The 15,674-nt window shown below is 60.5% G+C and carries 12 protein-coding genes; 7 read left to right on the top strand and 5 right to left on the bottom strand.

Features of this window, described 5'->3' with window-relative positions; genetic code table 11:
* Positions 1-2: 2 nt before the first annotated feature.
* From V6N02_RS11055 to V6N02_RS11075, 5 genes are all read right to left on the bottom strand, one after another.
* Complete coding sequence (locus tag V6N02_RS11055; protein ID WP_371225640.1) at positions 3-1,103, bottom strand: hydrogenase small subunit; 1,101 nt, start codon at positions 1,101-1,103, stop codon at positions 3-5.
* 223 nt (positions 1,104-1,326) lie between these two features.
* Positions 1,327-3,576 carry a carbamoyltransferase HypF gene (hypF, locus tag V6N02_RS11060; protein ID WP_371225641.1) on the bottom strand — a complete coding sequence of 750 codons (2,250 nt, stop codon included), beginning with the start codon at positions 3,574-3,576 and terminating at the stop codon, positions 1,327-1,329.
* Positions 3,573-5,006 carry a nickel-dependent hydrogenase large subunit gene (locus tag V6N02_RS11065; RefSeq protein ID WP_371225642.1) on the bottom strand — a complete coding sequence of 478 codons (1,434 nt, stop codon included), beginning with the start codon at positions 5,004-5,006 and terminating at the stop codon, positions 3,573-3,575. Before V6N02_RS11065 ends, hypF begins: the two co-directional genes overlap by 4 nt.
* A complete protein-coding gene (locus V6N02_RS11070) occupies positions 5,003-5,995 on the bottom strand; it encodes an NADH-quinone oxidoreductase subunit B family protein (protein WP_371225643.1) in 993 nt (330 codons plus the stop codon). Before V6N02_RS11070 ends, V6N02_RS11065 begins: the two co-directional genes overlap by 4 nt.
* Positions 5,992-7,323 (bottom strand): sensor histidine kinase, encoded by a 1,332-nt coding sequence (locus tag V6N02_RS11075; RefSeq protein WP_371225844.1) that lies wholly within the window; start codon positions 7,321-7,323, stop codon positions 5,992-5,994. Before V6N02_RS11075 ends, V6N02_RS11070 begins: the two co-directional genes overlap by 4 nt.
* Positions 7,324-7,513: 190 nt before the next feature.
* On the opposite strand from V6N02_RS11075, the gene V6N02_RS11080 reads away from it, so the two are divergent.
* Genes V6N02_RS11080 through V6N02_RS11110 form a run of 7 tightly spaced genes read left to right on the top strand, consistent with a single transcriptional unit; the run spans position 7,514 to position 15,673 of the window.
* Entirely contained in the window at positions 7,514-7,948 is a 435-nt protein-coding gene (locus tag V6N02_RS11080; RefSeq protein WP_371225644.1) for a hypothetical protein, read from the top strand.
* Positions 7,945-10,143 carry a 4Fe-4S binding protein gene (locus V6N02_RS11085; RefSeq protein WP_371225645.1) on the top strand — a complete coding sequence of 733 codons (2,199 nt, stop codon included), beginning with the start codon at positions 7,945-7,947 and terminating at the stop codon, positions 10,141-10,143. Before V6N02_RS11080 ends, V6N02_RS11085 begins: the two co-directional genes overlap by 4 nt.
* 11 nt (positions 10,144-10,154) lie before the next feature.
* Positions 10,155-12,092, top strand: coding sequence for a TAT-dependent nitrous-oxide reductase (nosZ, locus tag V6N02_RS11090; RefSeq protein ID WP_371225646.1), 1,938 nt, complete (start codon positions 10,155-10,157; stop codon positions 12,090-12,092).
* A 3-nt stretch (positions 12,093-12,095) separates the two neighbouring features.
* On the top strand, positions 12,096-13,427 hold the full coding sequence (locus V6N02_RS11095; RefSeq protein ID WP_371225647.1) for a nitrous oxide reductase family maturation protein NosD: 1,332 nt from the start codon (positions 12,096-12,098) through the stop codon (positions 13,425-13,427).
* A complete protein-coding gene (locus V6N02_RS11100) occupies positions 13,393-14,289 on the top strand; it encodes an ABC transporter ATP-binding protein (RefSeq protein WP_371225648.1) in 897 nt (298 codons plus the stop codon). The genes V6N02_RS11095 and V6N02_RS11100 overlap by 35 nt, the downstream gene beginning before the upstream one ends.
* Positions 14,286-15,110, top strand: coding sequence for an ABC transporter permease (locus V6N02_RS11105; RefSeq protein ID WP_371225649.1), 825 nt, complete (start codon positions 14,286-14,288; stop codon positions 15,108-15,110). Before V6N02_RS11100 ends, V6N02_RS11105 begins: the two co-directional genes overlap by 4 nt.
* Positions 15,107-15,673: a nitrous oxide reductase accessory protein NosL gene (locus V6N02_RS11110; protein ID WP_371225650.1), complete on the top strand. Its 567-nt coding sequence runs from the start codon at positions 15,107-15,109 to the stop codon at positions 15,671-15,673. The genes V6N02_RS11105 and V6N02_RS11110 overlap by 4 nt, the downstream gene beginning before the upstream one ends.
* Position 15,674 lies beyond the last annotated feature (1 nt).

Consider the following 15,674-nt stretch of genomic DNA (forward strand, 5'->3'; position numbering starts at 1 on the left):
GCTTAGACCTCCTCATTGCTGGATGTTTCGGTGGTTTGCGTCTTTTTCTGAGCCTGTTTAAGCGCCGAGACCGCAGCATGAACGGCAACGCCGCCACCCACCACACCAGCAGCCACAAGGCCAACCTTATCGGCATTCGCCTCAACCCCGAACTGCGTCAGGTCAGTCACCCGGTCATAGAACGTGCCCTGATCCCAGAACCCATCCTCGGAACAGCCGATACAGCCGTGGCCCGATTGGATCGGGAAAGATGTGCCTTCGTTCCAACCGATGGTGGAACAGGCGTTATAGGTGGTCGGCCCCTTGCAGCCCATCTTGTAAAGGCAATAGCCCTTGCGCGCGTTGTCGTCGTCCCATTCTTCGATGAACTGCCCGGCATCGAAATGCGGGCGGCGATAGCATTTGTCGTGAATACGCTGGCCATAGAACATTGCCGGGCGGCCCTGACGATCCAGCTCAGGCAGGCGATCGAAGGTTATCATATAGGTGATCACGCCAGTCATCACTTCGGCGATCGGCGGGCAGCCGGGGATTTTGATGATCGGCTTGTCGGTGATCACCTTATGCACCGGTGTGGCCTGTGTGGGGTTCGGCTTGGCCGCCTGCACACACCCGTAGGAGGCACAGGCGCCCCAGCTGATGATCGCCTTGGCGTCCTTGGCCACATGGCGCAGTTTTTCCACGAAGGGCTTACCAGCAGATATGCAGAACATGCCGTCTTCGTTCAGCGGCGGGTTGCCTTCCACGGCAAGAATGTACTGGCCTTTATATTTCTCCATCGCCTCGTCCAAAGCGGCCTCGGCGGCATGGCCAGCGGCAGCCATCAGAACGTGCTGGTAATCGAGGCTGATCATGCTCAGCACAACGTCCTTGGCCAAGGGATGCGCACCCCGGATAAAGCTCTCCGAACAACAGGTGCATTCCAGTCCGTTCAGCCAGATCACCGGTGTGCGCGGCTTGGTTTCCATCGCATTGGCAATCGTCGGCACCATCGCCGGGCCCAGCCCAAGCGCCGACGCGGTCAGCGCGCAATATTTCATGAAACTGCGCCGGGTGATCCCCTGACTGCGCATCACGTCATAAAAGGTTTCGATCTCTGACAATGGGTGTCCTCCGCTGATCCCTTTCGTGGCCGCCGGGCGCACCGGGACCATCCTCCATCTTAGGAATGCAGCCGCATGCGAGAGCGATCAAAGAAAAACCTATGCATTCAGGATACGTCAGATTTTCATTTAAATTCAGTTGGTAGGCGTCTTTTCCAGCCGACTTCGTCTTCATGCATATCGGGAGGGTGGTAACCGGATAAACCAGACGTTGGCCAGTTTCTTACCGGTCAGCCCGGATGGCGACAGCGGCAATCAACGCCTGACCCAGCGCCAACCCGCCATCGTTTGCCGGTGTTTTGGTATGGATCAGAACCGGCAGATCACGCAAACGATCACAGCACAGGCCCAGCAGTGTAGCGTTTTGAAAACACCCCCCCGACAGGGCCACTGCCTTTGCGCGCCCAGCTTCAACCAAGGCACGCGCCGGGGCACAGAACGCCTGCGCCAATCCTGCATGGAACCGAGCTGCCATCACCGCATGAGGCACATCATTCTCCGCATCCTGCGCCCAAGCCAGAAACATCGGCGCAGGGTCCAGCCCCTTGCCAAACGGATAGGGATCACACAAGCCTTCCGGAGATTGAACCGCCAATGCCTCAAGCTGCATCGCCGCTTCGCCCTCATAGCTTTGCACATCGCGGCACAGCCCTAATGCAGCAGCAAACGCATCGAACAATCGACCGGCCGAACTGGACAGCGGCGCATTCACTACTGCTTGTGCAGCCTGCCGCAACAAGGCCACCGGGTGTTCAGGCAACATTTTGTCCACCACGTCAGGCATCCCCGCCTGATCCAGCCGGACCAGAAGGTTCCGCCACGGTTCGCGCCCCGCCGCATCGCCCCCGACCAGCGGCGCAGGTGTCAAATGGCCTAATCGTTCAAAGCCTTGGTAATCCCCAAGCAACAGCTCCCCACCCCAGACGGTGCCGTCTGTGCCCAGACCCAGCCCATCCAGGATGATCCCGGCCACTGGCCCGGCATCCCGCGCCCAGCCATTCTCGGCCAGACAGGCGGCCAGATGGGCGTGGTGATGTTGCACCTCGACCAAAGGGTTCTGCCCTGCCCGCACAACCGCGTGTTGGGAAGAGCGGTAATCGGGATGCAGATCGCAGGCAAAAACCTCGGGCGCATGATCAAACAGATCGGCATAATCCGTATCGGCCTTTTGAAATTCGTCCCATGTCAGCGCCTCGTCCAGATCTCCCAGATGATGGGACAGCAGCGCCTGTCCGTTCTTGATCAGGCAAATTGCCGATTTCAGATGTGCGCCATAGGCCACGACTTGCGGCGCATCTTCAAACCCCTCGGGCAAGGGCAGCGTGCCCGGCACCCGCCCTCGCGCGCGGCGCAACACCATGAGGCCTTGGGGCGTCAGGCGTTCAACGCTGTCATCCAGCCGCCGCAAAATCTCGCGGTCATGCATCAGAAAGGCGTCGGCAAACCCGGTCAGTTTTTCACGTGCCTCGGCATTGCCAATTACCTGCGGTTCGCCCGACAGGTTTCCAGACGTCATCACCAAGGGCCGGTTTACCATGTCCATCAGCAAGTGATGCAGCGGTGTGTAGGGCAGCATCCAACCGAGGCGCGCCTGTCCCGGGGCCACGTCGCCGGGCATATCCTGCGCGCCTTTGGCAATCAGAACAATCGGGGCGGCCGGGTCTTGCAACAGCGCCGCCTCCTCTGGCGACGGTGCACCAAAGCGTCGGATGTGATCAATCGCACCCATCAGGGCAAAGGGTTTGCCGGGACGTTGCTTGCGCTCTCTCAGCAGGGCAATGACGGAGGGATTAGTCGCGTCACAGGCCAGATGAAACCCGCCCAACCCCTTGATCGCGATGATCTGACCGGCCTTCAACCGCGCGGCGGTCAGGGCAATGGGATCGCCCTCTTCCACCTCTCCGCCCACTTCAAGCCAAAGCTGTGGACCGCACTTAGCGCAGGCCACGGGCTGTGCGTGGAACCGCCGGTCGCCCGGATCGCGATACTCATGGGCGCAATCGGCACACATCTCAAACGCGGCCATCGAGGTCTGCGCACGATCATAAGGCAAGGACCGCAAGATCGTCAGGCGCGGCCCGCAATGGGTGCAGTTGGTAAAGGCATACCCGGCGCGCCGCGGATCCTCCCCGCGAATATCTGCAACGCAGTCGGCGCAGGTGGCGGCATCGGGTGTGACGCGGGTTTCAGCCCCCTGCGCACCAGAGGCGGCGATCTCAAAACCCCTGGGCACCTCATCAAAATGGTAAGGGGCGCTTTCCACCGCATCCACGCGGGCGAGCGCGGGGGCTTGGGTTTGTATCGCGGCCTCAAACCCATCCAGCCCGTCACCTGCCACATGGATCAGCACGCCTTCGGCATCGTTCAGCACGTCGCCGCGCAGGCCCATGCCATGCGCCAATTGCCAGACAAAAGGGCGAAACCCGACGCCCTGCACCTGGCCCCTGACCCGGATGCGGCGGCCCGTGCTCAATGCACCGTGCAGACCATGCAGGGGTCAAAGCTGCGCACGATATGCTGGACCGAAAGGGGGGTATCTTCGCCCTCGGCCACTTTTGCCCCCACCAGGGCTGCCTCCAGCGGGCCGGGTACGCCATCCGCATCGCGGGGGCTGAAGTTCCACGTTGTGGGCGCGATGATCTGGTAACTTGCGATCTTGCCCCCTTCGATGCGCAACCAGTGCCCCAGTGACCCGCGCGCCGCCTCAACCAACCCTTCACCCGCGCCTTCTTGTGGCAGGGTGACCTGATCCAGAAACCGCGCTTCGGGGGTGATTGCGTCGGCCCATTGCTCCAACAAAAGCTGGGTTCGTGCGATTTCCAATAACCGCCCAACAACGCGGGCAAATACGCTGGATCCCTGCGCAGCCAGATCAAGCGCCAAGGCGTGGCCATCCACCACCTGCCGCGCGAACGCCCCGGTTTCAATCGTCTGCCCCGCCAGACGCGGCGCTTTGCACCAGCTATATCCAGGATCGGACATATCTTCATCCGGGTCTGTCTGACCTTGGCTGGGATGGGCGGCCTCGCCCAGCATCCAAGCATGGCTGAGGTCTTCGCGGATGTCATCGGTGTTGACGGTCCGCAAGGTGCCTGCCTCCCAGAGGCCGGGACCAAAGCTGCGTCCCTTCTCGGTGGGATAGGCCCCGAAGGACAGATACCGCCCTGGCCCTGGGCCAGAGGTCTCTAACCCAAGGTCGGTGGCGATCTGCATGAAAAAGCCCGCATCCCCTGCGGACCAATCTCGCGCGGCATCGGCACTGTTCAGCGCGATGAAATCCTCGATGGCCGCGCCAAAAAGCACCTCTTCCAGATACCGGCGAAACGCGGCCAGAGTTGTTTTGATCCGAATGCGATCTCGTGCAGTGGGGGCACGGGTCACACCGCCGGGCTGGATTGCCAGCGTGTGGGGCCACTTGCCGCCCAACAGGCCGACGATATGCAACAGCTGTGCACGCGCCTCGGTGGCTTGCCGGATGGCCGAGCCTTGCATCGCGGTGAACCGGGTGATGGCATGCTCATGCCATTCTCGCGCCGCATAAGCGGGTCGGGCAAAGTCGGGCATGAAGAACAGATTGAAGTGGGTGAGGTGGTCGCACATATTCTCGATCCCGTGCAGCAGGGCAGCGACCAGTGCGCCTTGTGGTGTGGGGCCAGCCCCCGCGGCCGCCGCCAATGCCTGTGCCGCCGCCGCCGATTGGCTGATCGAACAAATCCCGCAAATCCGGGGCGTGATGGTCAACGCATCCTGCGGGGCCTTGCCGAGCAACATCGGTTCAAACCCGCGAAACAACGGTGAGTTGACATAGGCCGCCGCAACCTGTCCATCGGCCACCTCAAGCCTGATTTCCAGATCACCCTCGACCCGGTTGAACGGCCCGACCAACAGGTTCTTATCGCTCATGATTTGCGTACTTTGCTTTGCGGGGGCACAGTGATCCGGTCGGACACCGCATTTTGGCCGATCCGTTTGGGTGTGGCGGCCTTGGAGAGCGAAGCCAGAGCCATGAACCACGCCTTGGGCATATCCGTGGGCAGGCCGACGGGAATTCCTGCGAATTTCGGCGTTTCGGTGAACGGATGGCGGGGTTCCTCGAATTCAGGCGCAGTGCAGTTGATGCAGGGGTATCCCGCGCGCGTACACGATCCTTCGCCATTCCAGGCGCGAATGTTGCAATCGCCCACAGCCTGTGTGCCGACACAGCCCAGATGCTCCATCATGCAACCCAGTTGTGACAGCTCTTCGGCGCTGGCCTTATATTCGTAGTATTCGTTTTTGGGACAGGCATGATGCACCAGATGATCGGCATAAAACCGAGGGCGGCCCAGATCGTCCAGCGCCGTGGCAGGCAGATCACCGGCGGCCAGCAATAACAGCGTTTCAGTGACCCAGTCGGGATGGGTAGGACAGCCAGCGACATTGATCACAGGCAAACCGCTGGCGGATGCGAAATCGGCGGGCAAAGCGCCGCCGGGATGATACCCATCATATTGCACGCCCACCGCCGAGGCCGGATTGCCCCCTGCCGAGGTGATCCCGCCATAGGTGGCACAAGTGCCCACAGCCATAACATGATGAGCCTTGGGGGCCAGTATGCGCACCCAGTCCAGCATGGACCGCCCCGTGCCTGACAGCATGTGAAATTTGCCGGTCCCCTTCGGCCCCGTGAGGATCGAGCCCTCAACCGCCAGAACATCCAATTCGATATCGCCTGTCTCGACCGCGTTGAGGATCGGCAACACCTCGCCCCCTGTCGCTTCTGATAAAGCCGGGTGCCAAAGCATGGTGATGCCTGCTCCATCCAGCAGATCGAACACGTTTGGTCCCTCGGCACAGAGCAGGGACATCGTACAGCCGCCACAGCCCGCCGATTGCAGCCAAAGCACGTTCATGCCTGCCCTCCCAGCGGCAAATCAAGGCAAAAACAGGTGCCGGGTTTATCGGTCTCGCAAAGATGCAGATCGCCCCCATGTTCCTGCGCGATCTTGCTTGAAATCGACAGGCCCAGCCCGGTGCCCTTGCCCACAGGTTTAGTGGTGAAAAACGGATCAAAGATCGAGGCGGCCAACTCGTCAGGGATACCGGGGCCATTGTCGTGGACTTTCAGAACGGCACGATCACCGTGCACCTCATGGATCACGGTCACCTGCGGATCGTCCGTCTCGGCCACCGCATCAATGGCATTCTGCACAAGATTCATGACGATCTGCTGGATATGGCCGGGATTGCCACGCGCCATGGGCCGTTCCGTGCCCTCGAACACCACTTTGACCGGGGTTTTGGTGCCGCGCACAACCCAGTCGGCGGCGGTCCGTGTGGTGGTGACAAGATCAAAATCCACCGCCTCACCCGGCCCTTCCGAGGACAGGCGGCGCAGGTCTTCGACGATATCGCGCACCCGCTCGGCCCCGTCCTTGGCCCCACTGATGGCTTCGCGCATATTGCGCAACGCACGGTCCAGGCCAAGTTCCTCGCGCAACGCGATCAGCTCAGCACGCGAGGCGCCCGATTGCACGGCCTCGAAATAGGTTTCAAACCGCGTGGCGTATTTCTCCAGCGCATGGGTGTTGGCATAGACAAAGCTGATCGGGTTGTTCAATTCGTGCGCCACACCCGCCACCAGGCGGCCCAGCGAGGCCAGTTTCTCGTTGCGCACCAGATGGGCCTGCGCCTCTTTCAGAGCCTGGTGACTGGTTTCCAACTCGGAATAGGCGCGGCGCAATTCGCCCACCGGACGACCCACGATCACCGCGCCAACGCTTTTGCCCCGCTCATTCAGACGCGGTGCCACACTCAGTTCGAGAGGCGCCGCGCCATCGGCGGTCACAACATCAATCTCGAGGGTCACAAACTCGCGCGTTTGCATCACCTGTTGGATAACCCCCTGCAGGATGGGACGTGAGGCATCGGTGGCAAGCGCATCAACCACAGCACCGGGCGCGGCATCGCTGACACCTTGCATCAAACGCTCGAACGACCCACCAACCTGTTCGATTTGCCGCTTGCGGTCGACCACGATCAGTACATCCGAGACCGAGCGCAACACCGAACTCATGAACCGGCGCAGATCGTCCAGTTCGGCGTTCTGGTGCTCCAACTTTTCCTGATAAGCGACCAGTTCGGCGTAGGTGCGATCGACCGCCTCGATGACATCTACCCAGACCTCATCGTTGATCAGCTTGTCAGTTTGCCCGGTCAGTTCGGCAGCACGCATCGTGATCCCCTCTGCACATCAACTTAACCCACTCGCCCGGCTTGTGAAACTGCCGAGTTCAGGGAGTGCGGATGCAGATCGGAAACCGGGTTCAAAACGCCCCAAAGCGTGAACCGCTTGCCTAAAGTCAAGGATCACGATTCGACCTCTCGGTAGAACGGTCAGCATGAAGAACGCGTGTTCCCTCTTTTTCAGCGTGCTGCTGATCTTGGGTGTTACTTTCTATGGGCCGTCCGGGATGGCCCAGGCCAATGGTGACGGCGCGCTGTTATCCATGGAAATCTGCGCGGATGGCGTGGCCAAAACCGTTCTGGTGAACGCTGACGGCGTTCCGGTTGAGCCGTCGCAGAACTGCTATCACTGCCTGACATGCTGCAACATTGCCGGACCACCACCCAGTGCGTTTGGCGATGCGGACCTGTCTGTCGCGCTGCTGGTGTCCAAGGCACCGCAGTTGTCTGTCTTCACACCTATTGTTGAGAAACGAAATACCCGCCGCATGCCCCGCGCGCCCCCGGTGCCGGACATCTTTGTAATGACTGCCCAAGGCCTGATCCCTTTTGATCAGGGCATGATCCGCCATAAAACAAGACGCGACGGGCGACCTTTGTTGAAGGACGCCACCGCATGAGAAGCTTTCTCGCTTTCCTAAAAATCATGACGCTTGCCGTGACCGCGCTTTGCTATGGGCTACCGGTCTTGGCCGAGACCGTTCTGAACACATATCTCAAGGATGTTGATGTTGCAGAGCTGGTCGAGGGCGCCGACGCCTTTGGCGCGGCCCATCCGGATATCCCTGCGGTGCAGGTGCTTCAAGGCGGCGAGCGGATCGGCTGGGCGTTTTTCACCTCTGACTACGTGTCGACCACCGGCTATTCCGGCAAACCTATCCACACCATGGTCGCCGTCGACGATGATGCGCAGGTTATCGGTGTCAAGCTGGTCAAACACTATGAACCGATCGTTTTGATCGGCATCCCCGAAAGCAAAATGCAGGCGCTGGTGACCAATTACCGGGGCCTGGACCTTGTGGCCGAGGCCGAATCCGGCGGGACCGCGCATGAGCTGGACATCATTTCCGGGGCGACGGTTACGGTGATGGTGATCGACGATTCCGTTGTGCGCTCGGGCCTGAAAGTGGCGCGTCAGCTTGGGCTGGGAGGCCTCGCCGTTGAAGAGGTCACAGGACCGCAGTTCGAGTTGAACTTAGAGGCCGAGGCCGCACCGGACTGGATGACCCTCGAAGGGGATGGCACACTGCGCCGCCTTTCGCTGGATGTGGGGCAGGTCAACGCCGCCTTTGCCGCGATGGAAGACCCCCGCGCGGGCAAACGGGCGCTCGCGGAAGCGCCTGAAACCACCTTCATCGAAATGCAGGCCACGCTGGTCTCGCATCCTGCCATTGCACGCTCCATCCTTGGCGACGCGGTGGCGGGGAACCTGGCCGATTGGCTGGAAGAGGGCGATCATGCCATCGCCATTGTCGGGCGCGGACTTTATTCCTTCAAAGGGTCGGGCTATGTGCGCGGCGGGATTTTTGACCGGATCGTGTTGATCCAGGATGATGTTTCGGTGCGCTTCCGGGATCGGATGCACAAACGGATCAACACCGTTCAGGCCGAAGGCGCGCCCGCCTTTAACGAGGCCGATCTGTTCAAGATTCCTGCGGGAAGCGAGTTTGATCCCACCAAGCCATTCCGCATTCAATTGCTGGTGCAACGCGAGGTGGGTGCGATCGAGAAGGTCTTTACCACCTTCGATCTGGCCTACCAGTTGCCCGGCAAATACCTGCGCGCGATCACACCGCCCGCCGCCGAGGTCCCGGACAGTGTGGAAAGTGTTACATCCCAGCCCGAGACCGACGCGCATCAGGCCCTGTGGAAACGTATCTGGGACAGCAAGCAGGTCGAGATTGCCGTGCTGGCTGTGATGCTGACCGTTCTGACGGGAGTGTTCTTCTTCCAGACCTACGCCACCCGCAATGAACGCACGTTCTTCTGGTTCCGCATGGGCTTTTTGATCGTCACGCTGGTTTACCTCGGCTGGTATGCCAATGCGCAATTGTCGGTGGTCAACCTGATGGCGCTGTTCGGCTCGCTGGTGTCGGGGTTCAGCTGGCAGGCCTTCCTGCTGGATCCGCTGACCTTCATCCTGTGGTTCTCGGTTGCCGCTGCCCTGCTGTTCTGGGGTCGCGGGGCCTATTGCGGCTGGCTGTGCCCGTTCGGGGCGCTGCAGGAACTGCTCAACCGCATCGGGCGGGCGCTGCATATTCCGCAATGGACCCTGCCATGGGGGCTGCACGAGCGCCTGTGGCCACTGAAATACATGATCTTCCTCGGGCTGTTCGGTGTTTCGCTGACCAGCATCGAGCAAGCCGAACGGTTGGCCGAGGTTGAACCGTTCAAAACCGCGATCATCCTGAACTTTGTGCGCGCATGGCCGTTTGTGGCCTATGCCGCCGCCCTGCTGATAGCGGGTCTTTTCGTCGAGCGGTTCTTCTGCCGCTATCTGTGTCCGCTGGGGGCCGCGCTTGCGATCCCGGCGCGGATGCGGATGTTTGACTGGCTCAAGCGCTATCGCGAATGCGGCGCGCCCTGTCAGACCTGCGCCAATCAATGCCCGGTTCAGGCGATCCATCCAACCGGCGAAATCAATCCGAACGAGTGTGTGAACTGCCTGCATTGCCAGGTGCTTTATCAGTCAACCTCAACCTGCCCCGTTGTCATCAAGAAACTGAAAAGGCGCGAAAAGGTCGGCGCAGCACCCGACCTGTCACGCGCCAAGATGGGGCATCCCAACCAAGTCAAATCAACAGTCACCAACTGAAAGGACATAACATGTCTAACTCAAAGAAAATGCCAATCACACGGCGCGGCCTTCTTGGGGCCACCGCCGGAGGGGCCGCCCTTGCCGGAACCCTCACCGGACGTGCGCTGCTGACCGGCGGCGTGGCCGGCGGGGCCGTTGCGGCCACCACAACCAGCGCCCGCGCCGCCACCGGAGCCGAAGTGGCCCCCGGCCAACTGGACGAATACTACGGCTTCTGGTCCTCGGGCCAATGCGGCGAGGTACGTATCCTGGGCGTGCCCTCCATGCGCGAGCTGATGCGCATTCCGGTGTTCAACATCTGCTCGGCCACCGGCTGGGGCATCACCAATGAATCCAAGAAAATCCTGACCGAAGGATTGACCGACAAGACCAAGGAATATCTTGCCGCGAACAATCTGGAGTTCCCGCTGAACGGGGATTTGCACCACCCGCATATGTCCTTCACCGAAGGCACCTATGATGGCCGCTACCTGTTCATGAACGACAAGGCGAACACCCGCGTGGCGCGGATTCGCTGCGACGTCATGAAGTGCGACAAGATCATCGAGATCCCGAACGCCAAGGGCATCCACGGGTTGCGCCCGCAAAAATGGCCGCGCACCAACTATGTCTTCTGTAACGGCGAAGACGAAGTGCCGATGGTCAATGATGGCTCGGTTCTGGATGAGCCTGAGAAGTATGTGAACTTCTACACTGCGCTCAACGCCGATGACATGACCATCGCATGGCAGGTGATGGTCACGGGTAACCTGGACAACACCGATGCGGATTACGACGGCAAATATGCCTTCTCGACCTCATACAACTCGGAAATGGGCATGAATCTGGCCGACATGACCGAGTCGGATATGGACCATGTTGTGGTCTACAACATCGCCGAGATCGAAAAAGGCATCGCCGATGGCGACTTCATCGAGTTGAACGGCGTCAAGGTGATCGACGGACGTAAAGGGCAGAACAAGAAATATACCCGCTACGTCCCGATCCCCAACAACCCGCATGGCTGTAACATGGCACCGGACAAGATCCACCTGTGCATCGGGGGCAAACTGTCGCCCACCGTATCGGTGATCGACGTGCGCAAACTGGACGCTGTCTTCAACGACGACGCCGATCCGCGCAGCGCCGTGGTGGCCGAGCCTGAACTGGGCCTTGGGCCGCTTCACACCTGCTTTGACGGCAAGGGCAATGGTTATACCACCCTGTTCCTCGACAGCCAGGTCGTGAAGTGGAACCTGGAAGACGCCATCAAGCTCTATAACGGAGAAGATGTCGATCCGATCATCGTCAAGAAGGACGTGCATTACCAGCCTGGCCACAACTCGACCGTGATGGGCGAAACGCTGGAGGCCAACGACAAGTACTACGTCTCGATGAACAAGTTCTCGAAAGACCGGTATCTGAATGTCGGTCCCCTGAAGCCCGAGAACGAGCAGTTGTTTGTCATTGACGGCGACGACATGACACTGGTGCATGACGGCCCGACCTTTGCCGAACCGCATGACTCGATCATCGTGGACCCGTCCAAAGTGAGCCCACGTTCAGCATGGGATCGCAACGATCCAATGTGGGCGGACGCCCGAGCACAGGCCGAAGCGGATGGGGTTGATCTGGATGACTACCAGGAAAGCGTGATCCGCGATGGCAACAAGGTGCGGGTCTACATGTCCAGCCAGGCGCCCAACTTCTCACTGGAAAGCTTTTCAGTGCAGCAGGGCGACGAGGTAACGGTTTATGTCACCAACCTTGATGACATCGACGATCTGACCCACGGCTTTACCATGGGCAACCATGGTGTTGTCATGGAAGTCGGGCCGCAGGCGACCGCATCGGCCACCTTCGTGGCGGGCCAGCCGGGTGTTTACTGGTACTACTGCCAATGGTTCTGCCACGCACTCCACATGGAGATGCGCGGCCGGATGTTCGTTGAACCGAAAGCCACCTAAGCCATGATCCGTTCCCTGACCCTTTTGCTGTCTCTGGTGATTGCGCTGCCCCTCTGGGCCGCCGAAATCCGTGTGCAGCCCGGGTCAGGGAACCTTGCAAACGCCATCGCCGGGGCCAATCCCGGCGATGTGCTGTTCCTTCAGCCGGGACGCCATATCGGCGCGGTTACCATCGACCGCCCGCTGACCATAACCGGCACCCATGACGCCATTGTCGATGGCGCAGGTCAGGGCACAGTCATCACGATTGACGCTTCTGATGTCGCCGTGTCGGGGCTGACTGTCACCGGATCGGGGCTGGACAGCCAGGAACTTGATGCCGGGATCAAAATTCTGAAGAAAGCCGACCGCGCCTTGGTCGAGGACAACCGCGTGCTGGGCAACCTGCATGGCGTCGATGTCCATGGCGGCCATGATGCGATCGTGCGTAACAACGAGATTGAAGGCACGCAGCAGCGGCGGATGAACGACCGCGGCAACGGCATCTATATCTGGAATTCACCCGGGACCGTGGTTGAAGGCAACTCGGTGCGCTGGGGCCGCGATGGCATCTTCTCGAACACCTCGCGTAAAGGCACTTATCGCAACAACCTGTTCCGCGATCTGCGCTTTGCCGTGCATTACATGTACACCAATGACTCCGAAGTGTCTGGCAATGTCTCGATCGGGAACCATCTGGGTTATGCCATCATGTTCTCGAACCGGGTGGTGGTGAAAGACAATCTCAGCCTGTCCGACATCAGCCATGGCGTGATGCTGAATTATGCCAATAACGCAGATGTGTCCGGAAATCTGGTGCGAGGCGGGGCGGATCGCTGTACCTTTATCTACAACGCGCACAAGAACCTGATCTACGACAACCGTTTTGAAGGCTGCAATATCGGCGTCCACTTCACCGCCGGGTCGGAACGGAACGTGCTGACCGGCAACGCTTTTATCCGCAACCGGACGCAGGTGAAATATGTTGGTACCCGCGATATCGAATGGAGCTTTGAGGGCCGTGGCAATTATTGGTCGGATCATCCGGGGTTTGACCTTGGCGGGGATGGCATCGCCGACAGTGTCTTTCGGCCCAACGATCTGATGGATCACATCCTGTGGTCACAACCCGCCGCCAGCCTCCTGACCGGCAGCCCCGCCGTTCAGTTGATCCGCTGGGGGCAATCGAGTTTCCCGACCACCCTGCCCGGCGGCGTGGTTGACAGCGCGCCTTTGATGTCACCTCCGGTGATGCGCGTTCCACCTGAATACACTGCCATGGAGGCCAAGGCCGTCGCACGGCGGACTGAAAGCGATATTGATGACTTCGACATTAACGATCTCTCATCTCACTAAGACATTCGACGGGCTCGATGCCCTGTCCGATGTTTCGCTTGGCGTGGAGCCGGGCGAGCGGGTGGCATTGTTGGGCCATAATGGCGCTGGCAAATCGACCCTGATGAAAGTGATCCTTGGGCTGATCACGCCCAACGCCGGCGACGTGTCTGTCTGTGGTGTCGCCCCGGGACATCCCGAGGCCCGCGCAAAGGTGGCTTACCTGCCCGAGAATGCGGTGTTCCACGGTGCCCTGACCGGGTTGGAACAGATCACCTATTATATGCGCCTACGCGGCGAGGACACGGGCCAAGCAATGGAGATGCTGGACCGTGTCGGATTGGCCGGGGCCGCCAAGCGCCGCATTGGCACCTATTCCAAGGGCATGCGCCAACGGATCGGGCTGGCGCAGGCGCTAATCGGGCATCCCAGCCTATTGGTGCTGGACGAACCCACCAGCGGGCTTGATCCGGTGTCACGCCGGGATTTCTATGAATTGCTGGACGGGCTGGCCGCCGAGGGCGCGGCGATCCTGCTGTCCAGCCACGCTTTGACCGAGGTCGAGGCGCGCACGGACCGGTTGCTGATCCTGTCGGGTGGCAGGATGGTGGCCGAAGGCTCGCTACCTGATCTGCGCCGCGAGGCGGCATTGCCCGTGTCGATGCAGATCATCGCGATAAATGGCTATGACACCGATATCATGGCCGCTTTCCCCGATGCGATCCGCCTGAATGGTGGGCTGCACTTGAATTGCGCGCAGGAAGACAAGCTGGCCACCCTCGCCCGGATTTCCAGGCTGGAAGGCAAGGTCGCCGATCTTGAGGTGATCCCGCCCAGTCTGGAAGACATTTACAGCCATTTCAGCCGGAGGGACGGCCAATGATCACCCGTATCCTTGCCACGGCCAGCACGGAAATACGGATCGCGCGGCGCAACCTTTGGGTGCTGATCGCAGTGCTGTTGATGGTTGTCTTTTCGCTGGTCCTGTCCGCCGCAGGCTCGGCCCCTAGTGGCGATCTGGGGGCGGATCGTTTGTCTGTTGTCGTCACTTCGCTGACCTCGCTGTCGGTCTATCTGGTGCCCTTGGTGGCTCTGTTGATGTCCTTCGACGCGGTGGCCGGTGAAGTTGAACGCGGCACTTTGCCCTTGCTGCTGACCTATCCGGTGGCCCGTTGGGAAGTACTGGCCGGGAAGCTGATCGCACATACCGCCATCCTGATCCTCGCCATCTTCGCCGGGTATGGCGCGGCGGCCGTCATGGCCATAGTGAGTGACCCAGAGGCCGTGTCGGGCCTTGGTGCATTATGGCGATTGGCCTGGACCTCAATCCTGTTAGGCGCGACCTTCCTTGGCATCGGATATGCGCTTTCGGCCAAGGCGCGGCGCGTGTCGGGCGCGGCGGGCCTTGCAATCGGGCTGTGGCTGGGGTTGGTCGTGCTATATGATCTTGGCTTGCTGGCCGCCGTGGTGGCCGATGACGGTGGGTTTTTCACCACGGATATCTTCCCTATCGCCCTATTGGCCAACCCGGCCGACGCCTTCCGCCTGTTCAACCTGACCGCCGCGCAAGCCGCATCGGCGGCGGCGGGAGTAGGAGGTGCCGCCACCGCCATCCCGCAATGGCAATCGTTATGCTCAGTCCTGATCTGGCCACTGGCCGCCCTGGGATTGGCCGCCTTCGTTTTCAGAAAGGTTGACCCATGAGATACCTGCTATTGATTGCAACGCTGCTGATGCTGGCAGCCTGCAAGGAAGAGATCGCTCAGAACACCGATCCGGTGCCGATGTCCGAAGATGCGCTTGGCCATTACTGTCAGATGAACCTTCTGGAACATGACGGCCCCAAGGCGCAGGCGCATCTGGCGGGTCTGCCCGGCGCGCCGCTGTTTTTCAGCCAGGTGCGTGACGCCGTTGCCTACACACGGATGCCCGAGCAAAGCCACGAGATCCTGACCGTCTGGGTCAGCGATATGGGCGCCCCCGGCGCCACATGGGAAACCCCTGGTGAGACCAACTGGATCGCCGCCGAGGATGCTGTCTATGTGGTCGGGGGCGCGGTTGTCGGCGGGATGGGCGCGCCCGAGTTGGTGCCGTTTTCCAAGCCTGAGGATGCCGCCGCTTTTGCGCAGGAGAACGGCGGTGAGGTGATGAAACTGGCCGACATCCCTGACGATGCCGTTCTGGCCCCTGTTGTTCTGGTCAATGACACCTCGGATGCCGAGTATGAAGATCGCCTGCGCGCCTTGTCGCGCAAGAACGGAGAGTAAG

Source organism: Roseovarius conchicola, from assembly GCF_041403425.1.
Lineage (GTDB): Bacteria > Pseudomonadota > Alphaproteobacteria > Rhodobacterales > Rhodobacteraceae > Roseovarius > Roseovarius conchicola.

Bases quoted from the DNA above. Each gene is read 5' to 3' on its own strand.
- V6N02_RS11065 (WP_371225642.1), bottom strand. From the start codon at position 5,006: ATGAGCGATAAGAACCTGTTGGTCGGGCCGTTCAACCGGGTCGAGGGT.
- V6N02_RS11070 (WP_371225643.1), bottom strand. From the start codon at position 5,995: ATGAACGTGCTTTGGCTGCAATCGGCGGGCTGTGGCGGCTGTACGATG.
- V6N02_RS11085 (WP_371225645.1), top strand. From the start codon at position 7,945: ATGAGAAGCTTTCTCGCTTTCCTAAAAATCATGACGCTTGCCGTGACC.
- nosZ (WP_371225646.1), top strand. From the start codon at position 10,155: ATGTCTAACTCAAAGAAAATGCCAATCACACGGCGCGGCCTTCTTGGG.
- V6N02_RS11095 (WP_371225647.1), top strand. From the start codon at position 12,096: ATGATCCGTTCCCTGACCCTTTTGCTGTCTCTGGTGATTGCGCTGCCC.
- V6N02_RS11100 (WP_371225648.1), top strand. From the start codon at position 13,393: ATGACTTCGACATTAACGATCTCTCATCTCACTAAGACATTCGACGGG.
- V6N02_RS11105 (WP_371225649.1), top strand. From the start codon at position 14,286: ATGATCACCCGTATCCTTGCCACGGCCAGCACGGAAATACGGATCGCG.
- V6N02_RS11110 (WP_371225650.1), top strand. From the start codon at position 15,107: ATGAGATACCTGCTATTGATTGCAACGCTGCTGATGCTGGCAGCCTGC.